This window comes from uncultured Thiodictyon sp., from assembly GCF_903828115.1.
Taxonomy (GTDB): Bacteria; Pseudomonadota; Gammaproteobacteria; order Chromatiales; family Chromatiaceae; genus Thiodictyon.
On sequence record NZ_CAIKKU010000874.1, the window covers coordinates 1 to 12,965 of the forward strand.

9 protein-coding genes are annotated in these 12,965 nt (G+C 62.0%); all 9 read right to left on the minus strand.

The features are described from left to right. Nucleotides 1-62: 62 nt before the first annotated feature. The 9 genes from QZY48_RS32885 to QZY48_RS32925 all read right to left on the minus strand — a co-directional run bounded on the left by QZY48_RS32885 (nt 63) and on the right by QZY48_RS32925 (nt 12,937). Nucleotides 63-1,100, minus strand: a complete 1,038-nt coding sequence (locus QZY48_RS32885; protein WP_295438739.1) for a hypothetical protein — start codon at nt 1,098-1,100, stop codon at nt 63-65. An 86-nt stretch (nt 1,101-1,186) separates the two neighbouring features. Beyond that, entirely contained in the window at nt 1,187-3,226 is a 2,040-nt protein-coding gene (gene brxL / locus QZY48_RS32890) for a protease Lon-related BREX system protein BrxL (protein WP_295438741.1), read from the minus strand. Further along, on the minus strand, nt 3,223-3,669 hold the full coding sequence (locus QZY48_RS32895; protein WP_295438743.1) for a four helix bundle protein: 447 nt from the start codon (nt 3,667-3,669) through the stop codon (nt 3,223-3,225). The genes brxL and QZY48_RS32895 overlap by 4 nt, the downstream gene beginning before the upstream one ends. A 266-nt stretch (nt 3,670-3,935) precedes the next feature. Continuing rightward, nucleotides 3,936-6,455 carry a PglZ domain-containing protein gene (locus QZY48_RS32900; protein ID WP_295438745.1) on the minus strand — a complete coding sequence of 840 codons (2,520 nt, stop codon included), beginning with the start codon at nt 6,453-6,455 and terminating at the stop codon, nt 3,936-3,938. Continuing rightward, nucleotides 6,455-6,928 (minus strand): hypothetical protein, encoded by a 474-nt coding sequence (locus tag QZY48_RS32905; protein WP_295438746.1) that lies wholly within the window; start codon nt 6,926-6,928, stop codon nt 6,455-6,457. Before QZY48_RS32905 ends, QZY48_RS32900 begins: the two co-directional genes overlap by 1 nt. Further along, nucleotides 6,925-8,181 carry an AAA family ATPase gene (locus tag QZY48_RS32910; RefSeq protein WP_295438747.1) on the minus strand — a complete coding sequence of 419 codons (1,257 nt, stop codon included), beginning with the start codon at nt 8,179-8,181 and terminating at the stop codon, nt 6,925-6,927. The genes QZY48_RS32905 and QZY48_RS32910 overlap by 4 nt, the downstream gene beginning before the upstream one ends. Nucleotides 8,182-8,252: 71 nt before the next feature. After that, a complete protein-coding gene (locus QZY48_RS32915; protein ID WP_295438749.1) occupies nt 8,253-8,777 on the minus strand; it encodes a hypothetical protein in 525 nt (174 codons plus the stop codon). A 199-nt stretch (nt 8,778-8,976) separates the two neighbouring features. Beyond that, nucleotides 8,977-9,261: a UPF0175 family protein gene (locus tag QZY48_RS32920; RefSeq protein WP_295438750.1), complete on the minus strand. Its 285-nt coding sequence runs from the start codon at nt 9,259-9,261 to the stop codon at nt 8,977-8,979. Nucleotides 9,262-9,310: 49 nt separating this feature from the next. After that, a complete protein-coding gene (locus QZY48_RS32925) occupies nt 9,311-12,937 on the minus strand; it encodes a hypothetical protein (protein WP_295438751.1) in 3,627 nt (1,208 codons plus the stop codon). Between the last annotated feature and the right edge of the window lie 28 nt (nt 12,938-12,965).

Consider the following 12,965-nt stretch of genomic DNA (forward strand, 5'->3'; position numbering starts at 1 on the left):
CGGAACACTGGCCGCGGGCTGCCCCACCAGTCTGGCTGAGGAATGGCGCTAATCACCAATTTCTATGCCCCGTCGTTTTCATCCTCAGTACGCCAACAGTTGAAGCGTGAGACATTATCACTCTCGTAGTCGGCGGCACGAGCTAAGAGGGCGCTCATAAGGTCTTCCACAGTTTCGTCATCACTACTGTCGCGGAAAATGATAACTTTGTCCGCAGGGGAACGATCTTCAAGAAAACCCTCTAGAAAAGTTCTCATCGTGTCAACGTAGGCGTCCCAAGAGAACGAATACTCATTCTGAACTTGCGCGCAAATCTCCTCCCAGACGTTCGCGAGGATCGTGTCTTCGCCGCTGAGGCGACAATCCTGCGGCATTGCGATCAACGAGCGGATCGTTGCTTCAATGATCTCATCTTGAATTCTTATGGCGGGCTTTTCATCCGCTTCCGAGCCGCTTCCCCCGATCTCTGGCATGCTGACCGCAGCCGGTTCTATGTGAATATTCTCATGGGAATCTTTCGCTTCCAGCGCGGCCTCTTCGTCGTCCCACTTCTTCTCTAATTCCCACATGTTGACAAATACACAAAAGCGCTTCAATCGCCAGTCGAGATACTCTTGCACGACACCGATTTCGTCACGCTCATCGCCCGTGAAAAGTCCACCGAAGTGATAGGCCGCCTCGTCACGGATACCGAAGTAAAGCAACCAGGTTTTTGATATCTCTGATCCATCCTTCTCGATTCGCTCCTGATCGAAAACGCTGAGAAAGATTCGCAAGAGACTGAACCCCACAATTTCTTCAATACCTCTTTCCGCGCAGATGGCCTTAATGGCCCACTCAAGGGAGCCCTGCCGTGGACATGCGGTGCGGCTCCGACCGGTAGGACGCAGATCAAGTACACGCATTAGATGGGCCGCCGCTGCCGTACCAAGAGCGAACTCAACCTGACTAAGTAGCAGGCGTTGATCGCGGCCCCCCTTCACAAAAGTTTCATGAAGCTCCCGCATAAAGTCATTGATTGCCGCCAAGCCGACGCGATGGGATATATTGGCGCTATCGAGGGTTTCCCGTATCCTCTCGGAGAATCGGTCAAGACTCATGGGGTATCCTCCACTAGAGTACGAACATCGGTCTTACTCCGACCTGATTGGTAAGTCCTGAGCATAGAGCATGAGCCGGCGCTCGATCAGGTCAATCCGAGTGCCTTGAACGCCGCCTGGCGCATATCGCCGAAAAACACCGGGTCGACCTGCTCCAGCACGTCCGGGTTCACGTCCAGGAACTGCCGCTTGTTCTCGATCGGGATCAGCGCCCGTTTGCCGCCGTTGTCCATGGCGACCTGGAGTGGCTCGGTGAGGGAGCGCACGGGCTTGATGTTGCCCTGGATACTCAGGTCGCCCAGCACCAACAGCGCGGGCTGGGACGGTGACTTGCGAAGCGCCGAGTAGGCGGCGACGAAGAAGGCGACGCCAATCTCGGCCTCGACCTTGTTGCCGAGCAGGTCGATGACCTCGACATGGAAGTCTGAGGTGTCGAGTTCCCGCGGCACACCGAAGGCGGTCTTGTTGGCGGACAGGTAGCTGAAGGCCCGGCTCACGGACTCTTTCATCGCCCCGCTCACACCACCGGCGAGCTTGAGCTTACCGGTGCCGGACGACAGTGTAACCTCGACGCGGTAGAGACCAACGGTCCCGTCACCGCTCACGGAGGCGGCATAGACCGTACCGGGCGGCAGCGGGTCGGCGGAGATGAGCCCACGACCACCCTGCTCCGGCACCCCGACAAAGGTCTCCTCGCCGGTGTCGTTGACCAGATAGCTGAAGGAAGTCTGGTAGTACTCGAAGGAGCCCATCTTCTTGAGCTGCTCCTTCACCCGGCGCCGCCCTTCCAATGCCAGCTCCAACAGTTCAGCAAGGTCCTCTTGAGAAACCTGCCCATGAGGGTGCAGGATCTTCACCAGGCCCGACACGGTGCGCCGTACGGCCTTGCGGTCACGCGCGTTCAGGTGGGCGCCCAGCGAGAAATAGTGGTCGATGATCTCGGTGAAGTTGTGCTTGCGCAGTTCCCGCAGGGCCTCGGCCAGGTAGTCGATGACGAACCCGTAGTGATCGGTGAAGTGCTCGTTGCGCATCTTCGGCACTTCCCAACCCGGCAGGTAGAAGTGCAGCCGGTCGATGAAGGCCATGTCGTCGCGAATCACATCCGGCATGGGCGCGAACAGGTGTCCAGTCTGGACCATGACGTCGATGGGTTGCTGGGTGTTGCCGAACATCGCGATGCTCGCATACCCCGCCATCGCCTCCTGACCACGCTGGAACTGGCCGGACTCGCAGAAAGTCTTGAGCGTCGTGATGACCTCCTTGGGCATCTTCTGCAGGTCGGCCACCTCGTCGAAACCGACCACATCCCAGATCATCAGCATCCCTTTCTGTTTGCCGTTCATGTGGCCGAACAGATTCGCCACCGTCGTCGGGCCGGTGAGCAGGGCCGCGTAGGGGGAAAGCTCCTGGACCGCATAACTCTTGCCGGTCCCGCGCGGTCCCAGCTCGACCAGGTTGTAATTGCGCTCGCACAAGGGAATCAGCCGGCACAGGAACAAGAGCTTGACCCGCCGTTCCATCACCGTCGGTTCGTACCCCATGCTGCGCATGATCAGATCCAGCCACTCATCGGTGCTGAACTCGGCGCGCAGCCGGCGGTACTCCTCCAGGTCGAAGCTTGCGAGCTGGATGGGCGTGAGCTTGTCGATCCAGAACGGATTCTTGCCCTTGGTTTCCTCGTCATACTCGAAGCGCATGTCCACCTGCGCCCAGATGCCGCCGGTCAGAAGCCGGTCGAAGTCCCGCACGTAGCGGTCGGGGATGTGCACATGGGCGTGCCCGAAGTTGGTGACCTCGGCCCAGTACTGAGAGTCGACCAGGCGGACCTTCACCTTGTCGATGAAGGTATGCCGACCGTTCTCCTTGACCTTACTCTGGGCCTTCGTGCTTTCGTCCGGGCGAATGTAGTTGTCCGCCAGGGTGTCGTTGACGACCTGCAGCCCCATCTGGATCGCCATCTCGTCGGACGAGGCGCAGTACTTGCCGAGCAGGTACTCCAGGACGAAGACCGGCACGTTGGCGCCGACCTTGACCTTGCGGACCAGGTCCTTGCGGACCACCTTGCCGGCGAAGACGCGGTTGACCTTGTCGTCGAGGATGTCACGGGAGAGTGGGGAATCGATCATGGTTGTCGGTCGTCGGTCGTCGGTTGTCGGTCGTCGGTTATCGGTTGTCGGTCAGGGAGTCTCGGGCTGACGACTGACGACCGATGACCGGCGACTAGAGATGATCGCAGGGCGTTGAGCATTCGACCAACTTCGATGCAACTATTCATTATCGGTGCTAAAGATCCGTTCGGCAAAAAGCCCAACCGATGTGCCAATTCGGCTTGGGTCTCCAACTCCATCAAAGACCCGTAGGCGATGCGACAGAAGCGAATGAACTCGGCATCGGTGCCGCGCCCTCGACCCTCGGCGATGTTCGATGGAACCGAAACAGCCGCTCTTCGCATCTGAGAAGTCAATCCGAACCGCTCGTCCGAGGGAAAGGTCTTCGTTGCCTGGTAGACCGTCTCGGCCAGTGTCATCGCCTGTTGCCAGACGCGCAAGTCTTTGTGGCCTTTGTTCATGGTTTCTCGTGAATGCGTTGTCGGTCGTTGGTCGTCGGTCTTCAGTCATCGGTCTTCAGTCATCGGTCTTCGGTCGTCGGTCTTCGGTCATCGGTCTTCGGTCGTCGGTCGTCGGTCGTCGGTCTTCGGTCGTCGGTCTTCGGTCGTCGGTCTTCGGTCGTCGGTCTTCAGTCATCGGTCTTCAGTCTTCAGTCATCGGTCGCCGACCCGAGAGTCTCCAGCTGACGACTGAGGACTGACGACCGAAGACTAACGACCGACGACCTTCAAATCCCCAACTTCACCACCAGCTCGTCGGACTCGGCGAGAACGCTATCCGTATACGCATCCAGCACGACCACACGCAGCGACTGGCAGGTATCGTTGGTCAACATCATGCCCACACTCGCCTCGGTCCCCGGCGCCAGTGTCAGCGTGCCTTTCCCGCGGTCGAGCTCCCCGCCGACCGCCATCCCCATGCGACCCACCTCTTCTGCGCCGGCCATCAGCACGACCCGCAGCACGAGCTGCTCAGTCGCGAGCAAATCGCCCACCTTGAGCCCGAAGGTACGGTTGGTCACCGCCGCTGGACAGCCGTCGATCCGGACCTGCACGCAGGGAACCTTCGCCGGCTGGCCGGCTGTCATGCGCAGACTGACGACCGGAATCACCAACTCCTGCAGGCTGAACCCGCCGTGGTGGAAGCTCAGGCTGCCACCCGCCTTGAACACCCCGAGCCCGGTCGGAAAGACATAGTCGAGATCCGTGTGGTAACCCAACTCAGCCCCGGCGACCCGCACGGTCCCGGCCGGCGTACTGCCCCCGTGCCCGATCCAGCAGCGGCGGTGCAGGTCCAGGGTGACGCCACCGGGGCTGTCCGTCTTCATGTCGTCGTCCTTGCGGATGGCGAATTGGTGACCGTGGTCGGCGGTGATGACGAAGTGCTCGAGGCCCGCGGCGGCGAGTTTGCGCACCGCCCGTGCGAGGTTGCCGATGACGGTGTCCATCACCTGCCGGGCGAGCAGGTCGCTGTCCGTTTCCCCGGCGAAATCGATCTCCTGGGAGCGGATCACGACCAGCGAGGCGCTGCCGATCTTATTGCGGATCCTTGCCGGGGAGCTGCCGAGCAGCCTGCCCAGGGTCATCTCCACCACATCCGGCACCTTGGCCTTGAGAAATTTCAGCCGTTCGTTGAGAACGGCCATCTCCGTGCCGTCGATGCGCACCGCGAGCTTCCCCTTCGCGTCGATCAGGTCGAAGCTGGCCGAGGCCCCCGGCAGCAGCGCCGCCATGCCGACCGGAGTGATCGACGGCAGCGCCGCAACGGCCGCCTGGACCCGCAGGTCTTTGGCACCTTCGATCTGGCACGCCAGGGCCACCCCCATCTCGTAGCGCATGGCATCGACGAGGAAATAGGCAACGCGCCCGCCCATGGCCTGCACCACCTCCGGGTAGATGCGGGTCTGGTGCAGCGCGCCGGGCACCGTCCAGGCAGAGGCGGCGAACGCCTTGGCGAATCCATTCGCCATCGTCCGCAGCAGGTATTCATGCTCCTTGCGGATGACCGCCAGGGCCTGCTCCGCTTCCGGCTCGTCGTCCATCCTGGCGACCCAGGCCTCCAGCCGTCGCTGCAGGCTGTCGGCGCGATGCCAACCGTCTTCGGCCGTATAGGCGGTGAGCCACTTGGCGGGATCATTTGCCATCTTGCCCAGTGCCACGCGGACCCGCTCAAGCCCAAGCCCGAGCTCCGCCATCAGCCGGCACGTCTCCCACTGGGCCTGGCGGCGCAGATCACGATCGACCCAGAAGCTGCGGCCGCGCGCGGTGACGATACCCAAGGCAGCGTCGAAGTTTTTCCCGGCAATCAGTTGCGCGGCGTGGGCGAGCAGCTCCCCCTCCTCGAACCGGAAGGTGTCGATGGACCCCAGATGAGCGGCCGGTACGCCGGCCCCTGCGAGCCCCAACTGCTGCTCCACGGTATCCGCCAGGCCCAGGTACGCCAGCGGATAGCGCTGCCGCAGGCCCTCCGCCACATCGCGAACACGCTCGGCGTGCTCCTTGGTCGATGGACCCGGTACCATCCCGACCGACGGCGGCGGCGCACAAGAGAGGTCGGCACGGAACTCGTTGACCAGAACATAGCGGCAGGTCTTCTCCCGCGCCTGGGAGAGGGTCGTGTCCGCCGGGAGATCCAGTCCCAAGCGGACCTTGATCAGCTTGAGCAACTCGGGAACCGCCTCCTTCTCGACCAGCACTGGATCGTTAGCGTCAGACGCCAGCCACTGGGTAAGCAGCACCTCGCCTTGGGCACCGCTGAACAGGGTGTGCAGCACCGAGGTCACCTGTCCGCCCTGACCCATGAAGGCGACAATGTCGTCGTAGGTCAGGGTCGCCGGCCGGAGCATCTCGTCGATCTGCCCATCGGTAAACCGCCTGCGCAGCATGTGCAGCGCAAGCCCCCTGAGGCGCGGCTCGTAGCAGGTCCCGGCCCGCTCCAGCTCCATCAGCACGGAGCCCAGGCGGTCCCTGGCAATACCCGGCAGATACAGGAGCAGCGGTTCCGGCTGGTCGGCCGCGACGATCGGCTCGACAGCAGCGCGCAGGCCGAAGAAGCTGCCCTCGTAGCGGGCGAGCAAGGCGGAGCTGGAACCAATTATCACCCGCGGCAGCGGATCGCCGTCAAGCGGCTCCAACTCCCGGTCGAAAAAGGGCCTGAACTCACTGCGCGGATCGTAGAAGACGACCACCGAGTGCTTGCGCAGCAGGTCGTCGAGGTGTTCGCAGAGGTAGTCGTGGAAGGGGTGCATCAGACGTCTCCAGCGAGCAACCGTCCTTGACGGCGTAGCTCCAGCGCAACGAATGGCGACTCCTTAACCAACCGGGCAAATGAAACCTGTTCCTCCCAATAGCACACGGCGTCCTCCTCGCGGTAAGATCGGAAGTCGTTCAGCCCGAGCCTATCGATCGTGTTCTGGACCGGATGAATGCGAAAGCACGAATAGGCACAGACTTCGTCGTAGGCTTGCATCAGATCATCGATCGCCTCGGTCCAATAGGGTTTCAACTCCGATGACGGCAGGTCCTCCGGACGGTCGATCAGGACGGAAATACTGGTGCCGTCGGGCTGAACGTCCTTGCGGGTTCGTGGCTCGAATGCCCTACCCGACTTGCGCGGATAGCGAGGCATCTGACCAGTCATCTCAGCGATGGCAAGCAATCCCGGCTGACGCACCTTTACGTCGAAATCCGGTGGCTCAGGAGCCGGCGTAACCCTGATCAACTGGCGTGCCCCTTCTGCGATTCCCGATAGTGGGACCAGCGGACCCAAAACCGGTCGATGTCGCTTAACACTCCCCGCAACGCTGCATCGACCTCCTCGATTTCTCCGAGGGACGGGGACTCCTCTCGCAGCAACGCCAGTGCCTGAGTGATTGCCCGTTCTGCCTCCAAGGACCTGGGCTCCTTCAAGTCGAAGGCTGACGAAGTCAACCACGCATTGGCGTCGCCCCGGCGACTCCATGGGAAGGCGCGGAGCTGCACCTCGCCCTGGGTCAGATCCAGCTCCCAGATGGCATCCTTGCGATCGTCGAAGCGCGGCTCCGAGGATGCGAGCACCAAAGGCGAATGCGTTGCGGTGATCAACTGAACCGGGATCGTATGCTCTCCTGTCAGCGCCGCCATGACATCCAGAAGTGCGGGGACGATGCGACGCTGCCACTGGGGATGCAAGTGGGCCTCGACTTCGTCGATCAAAAAAACGATCTCCCGCGCGGGCGTAATCCCCTGAAGCTCGGCCGAGGCGAGGTGCTCCTGCCAGGCCCACACCAGCAGATAGCCGAGGGACACGATGCGGCGTATGCCCGCGGAGGCATGGATCAGCGGGACCTGCAAGCCATAGGGCATCTTGATGCTGGGATGCTTGCGCGCGTCGCCCAGAGAGACCTTCACCAAGGCGCCGGACTCCAACGGCTCCTCGTCCCCGGGCGAAAGTGCCCGTAGGACGCTTTGCAACTGCTCGAACGCCTGACCGTTTTCGAGCTGCCAGTTCGCCCAGTCGGTGATCAGACCGTTGCAGTACTTGACTGGCTCGTTAAGCGGCAACCCGTCCCAAACCGATTGCGGGGAAAACAGATACGCGGGCTGCCGGTCCGGGTTCTCACCCTTCCAGTAATTGCGCGCCGGATCCCACACCGAAAAGCCTCCATCGACTTGGGCGTAGAGCACCAATCCCGGGATCGGCGGGCGCCCCTGGGCCAGAGGCCAGTGTTCGGACTCTCGATCAAACTTGCTCGTGTACTCATGACTCCGTGCACTTTTCTTGGTGTATCGGTAGGTAATCTGCGGATTGGTGGGAGGGCGATGCGGCATGAGTTTTTGCCGCGCCCAGGTCCGCGTCAATGCCCACCAGGCCGCGTCCAGCAGAAAGGTCTTCCCCAACCCGTTGTCGCCAACCAGGAAATTCATGCGCTCATGAAACGCGATTTCCATGTGCGGTGAGGGACCGACGTCCTGAAATTGCAGGTATTGGAGCATGAGAATCGACCCTACTGGTTGTCGATGTTGGCCAGAGCGGAGTTTGGGGTTCGGAGTTCGGAGTGCGGGATTCAGGGTTGGCGTTCCTGCTCTCCCCGGCGATGTTGAGCTTCAGCGAGAATTTGGTCCCACGACATGGGCGCAGGCAGTTCACCCTTGCGAGCGGCCTGATTGCGCAAGGCGTTCAGACGAGCCCATAACGTGGTTCGGGGCGGCACGCTGTCACCAACAGGAATCAGGTCCGACTCGGCCTGGGGTCTGCCGTTACCTGCATTCTCGCGCGTCTCAGCGATGGTGACGGACTTTGCTGTTTGCTCCAGATCGACAGTGGTTAAATCATACAGACCACCGCGGCGGCGGCTAACCTCTTCGCTGATCTCGTCGGCACTGCGCAGTTTACCCCCGTCCGCGAGGTACGCCTTCCGCGCCGCGAGCGCCAGTCGACCGATGTCGGTGCGTGGCTGATAGTCCTCGGTCATCGTATCGTCCATCAGCCGCTCAACCGTAATCCTGACGAGGACGCCCGCCGGCAGATCATCCGGCAGGTGTAACAAGTGGTCAGTCGGAACATTGGTTTCAAAGGTTAGGCTGTTCATCGCTGACTCCCTCTTCAAGAATGCCTGGGACAGTGCCCAACATTGGATGTCTCGTGAGTGTGCGGAGTTCGGAGTTCGGGGCCATGACCAGGGCTCACCCAAGATGGCCTGAAAGGCATGGGCGACCGCTCTCTCATCAAGGCGTAGACCAACATCACGCAGTGCCTGCACCAGCATCGCCGGCGATTCAACGCGCCCATCACGCGCAGCCTGCAACGTCAGGACGGGAACCGCGTTTCAGCACATCCAGGTCCGCCAATATCTCCTCCCCGGTCTGCTGGAACGGTGTCACGCCGTATTTGCCGAGGGCATCGATGAACTCGGCGCGGGAAACGCCGGCGATCTCCGCGGCGCGGCCCTGACTGACACGTTCCAGTTCGTACCACTTCACCGCTGCCGCCAGGCGCAGCTCGCGAACGAACTCGTCGGGGTCCCGGCGGAAGCTGGCCAGAACGCTCGGATCGATGTCGAAGGCTAGGTTCATTGGGGGCTCGGCGTTCGGAGTTGGGAGTTCGGAGTTGGGAGTTCGGGGTTCAGGGTTCAGGGTTCAGATGGTAGCGGGTTCCGCGACCGGCGCCGGTCTTGGTGACCGTGCCCGCGGCGAGCAAGGCGTTGATGGCGGCATTCCACTGGGCGTCGGTGAGGCCGGTGGCGGTGAGGACCTCGGATTTGTTGGTCCCACCCTGGGCAGCGGCGATGGCCTGCTTGACGGCGTCCAGCGTTTCGGGGGCAGGGTTCGGGGTTCGGAGTTCGGGGTTCGGAGTTCGGGGCTCCGGCTGTTGAACCCTGGCCCCTGCGCCTTGATTGCGCTCGCGCGTCTGCGCCCGCCCGGTACCCCGGCGGCCGGCAGCGCGGCCGGAAACCGGTGCCGGTGCCGCGAGCAGGCTGTTCAGGGCATCTTTGACCGCGGCCGACGTCCGTTCGCGCACAAGCTCCGCGATGACCTCCTGCACCGCGAACTCCGAACCCCGAACTCCGAACTCCGAACTTCCAACCCCCAACTCCGAACGACGAACCCGCCACTTGCCATCCTCGCTCTCCTCCCAGAAGACCGCTTCCAGCCCGTGGGCGATGGCGAGGCTGCGGTCGGTGGCGCACTTGGGCACGACCCGCTCGGGCCAGAGGTGCATCGCGAGGTGGGACCAATCGTAGTCGCCGGCCGTCAGTTTGTCCCAGCAGTCCTTACTCTCTTTCTGCCAGGCCCGGTGCTGGGGCACCAGGCGCCACAGGGGCGCGAAGTTGATGATGACGCCGTCGTTGAGATCGGGGTTCCACAGGGGTGCGACCCGGGCGACCTCCTCCCGGAAGGCGCGGACCTCCTCGACGAAGCCCTCTTGCTCGGCGATCTCTTTGCGTTGGTTGGCGGTCGGGGTTCCGCCGGCCCCCTGGACCAGGCCAGACAGCTTGCGCTCCTCGTGTTGGAGCTTGGGGGTCACAAAGTCGTTGAGGACCTTGTAAAAGGTGTCTCTGGTGAGGCGGTGATGATAGAGCCAAACCGAGTAGCTCGCAGAGGGGGCGGCGAGCTGCCAGTAGATCGGCGCCTTACGCCGGCTCTTCGAGTAGCGCTTGATGTGGTCCGCGAAGAATGACTGCGCGAGCCAGGCCCGGAGGTCATTCCCGCGGCCCGCGAGTATCTCGGCGGCCTCGCGCCAGGTGGCGTCCGCGCCATCGGCGAAGACGATATCGAAGATGCCCCGGCTTCTCGCCGTGAGATCACGCTCATGTCCCCCATCGTCTACCAGGACGCCGTCCCAAGGGATGTCGATGGGATACGCAGCGGGTAGGTCCTCGGGTCCCGCCGGCAGGCCCTGGGCGTTCTGCAATTGGCCGGGCGGGCAGACGGGTAGTGGGGCAAAAGGGTCTGGCGCTTCCGGTGCGGGACGTTCGCCGGTCGCGTAACGAATGTCCCAGCGTCCGAAAGCGCAGCCAACGGCGTAGGCCAGCAGGTCGGCGGTGAGTGCGGAGGTGTCGGCCGCGGAGACTTCATCTTCCTCCTCTTCCGCAGCTTCAGCGAGGTCGCTGGGGGTCTCGGTGGCGAGTTTGGATGTCAGCTCGGCAGGTTCCTCGTCGTCGAGGCCGTAAAGGCGGAAGGCGATGTCGTCGATCTCGGCCCGGATGCGTGTCAGTTCGGTATGAATGGCAAGCGGGTCATAGTCGCCAAGGCGTCGGCGCAGAGCCGCAGTGAGTAGGAATGCGTGAGAGACTGCGTTGACCGTATCGATGGTGCGCCTTAGAAACCAAGCGCGATAGGCCAAAGCTGAGAGCCGTACTCGGCGAGTAGCGAGCGGCGGGATTGGGGTTTGCTGTATTAGGCCAACCTCGTATGACTGCGCCAGCTCCGTTCGAGCAAGCTGTATCGAAACCAATAGCTCAAAGACGCGACTATTGAGCAACGCAGATAACGCCAATAGCTCATCGGGATCGTCGTTGGCCACAAATGCCGCGGGACCCTTGTCGGCGAAGATGCAGGCGGCTGGCAGGACTCGAAAGCTGAGACCGTTTGTACGCCGCGGCCAAGTGAGACCGGGTCGATTGAAATGCTGTACGGAGGCTGGTTTTTCTAATGGTCGATTGACAGTACCGAGAAATCCGAAATATGTGCCGCGGCTCGGGCTCCAGTGGATAACAGTATCAATATCATAATAATAAGGAGAGAATGAACCTCCTTTTGCCCATGCCATCCATAAGGGGTCCAGTTTTCCTTTCTGGATCTCCCACCAAACACGAACATAACGAAAGTCGTCGTTCAGCGGATTTGTAGAACAAACTAAGCGCGCATCAGGATCATTTAGAGAGTCGAACCGCTGGTAAGCTGTTCGAACAGCATCCGAAACCCAGTAGGAAAAAGGCTTGCCCGGTACGGCATCGAAGGCAACTGGTACCACCTCGAAATGGCGGGGATCAGCCCTATTGCATATGGCCTCAGCAAGTGCTGCACCTTTATCCTGCTCTGCTAGTGCCCGAATGCAAACGAGCGTCGGAAACACTGGCTCCGGTGGAGCCTTAACATTTCTCAATGCCTGCCAAAGCGGCGAGTAGCGTACGATATCACCGTGGCTGCGTTTGATGAAAAGCTGTGCTTCGAGATGTTCAAGTTCGGATATGGCCTGATGGCGCTTAAGTCCGTCGCGAGCGGCTTGCCACTTAGGCAGGCTGAATCGGTCCTGTTTATCGCGTACAACGTTGTTGAGCACAGGAACGAGTGAAAGGGTGAGGTCCCGGACTTCAGGCTCGGAGAGGCTCCGCAGCACATAGGCGGCGACCTCGACCATGGCGTCGAGCACGCCCATGCCGAGATCCGCCAGGACGATGGGCCGATAAAGTCGCAGCACGACGCGGGTGCGCCAGTCCTCGCTCTGCCCGAGGAAGAAGCCGGTCCGTGAACTGATGATGCCGAGGTAGCCGGCGGGGACGAGCCGGGCCTGGAAGCACTCGACGAAGGCCTTGTAGACATCGCCTTTGGTGTCGCCGTAGGTCTCCTCGATGTAGGGCTTCGAAGGGAGACTGGCGTCGCCGAAGGGCGGGTTCATGAGGGCCACATCGTACCGCTGGCGGCACAGATCGATGAAGGCAAAACCGCGGGCCACATCGTCGGCGAACAGACGGCGCTGGTAGCCGCCGCTGTACTCGGTGCGCTCCGCGTAGTCCCGCAGCGCCGCGTAGATGCGTCCCTCGGCCTGCTCCCAGAAGGCCGCGTCGGTGATGCCTGAGACTTCCAGAACAAGCGCCAGTTGCTCAGGCGCAGGGCTGTCGTCGCCAAACAGCCCCAATTGCTCGGGCTTCTTCGCGCCGGTGAGCCATTGCTGCCGCGCCTCGGCCACGGCGCCCGCGATCTCATCTTCGATCTTGAGCAGGGAACCGGCCTCACCGGCGAGCCGCATGGCAGCGAACACCCGGCGGACCAATTGGCCGAGGAGCCGCTGTTCAGGCGTGGCGGACAGATGGGTCGCGATGCATTCGTCCAGGTAGGCGCCTTCACCGGGCATGGACTCGGCACAGGCGATGTTGGTCCTGGTGATCGTAGCGCGCTCGCCGCGGGGGATGCCTAGCTCCTCAAAGGCTCGCTGGGCGCGCAGCCACAGGGCCAGGCTGGCGATCTGAGCGGCGCGCGGGTCGATGTCGATGCCGTGCAGGTTGTGACGCAGGATCAGGCCAGGCAATTGGCGGCGCAGGTGGGCGAGGCCGGGC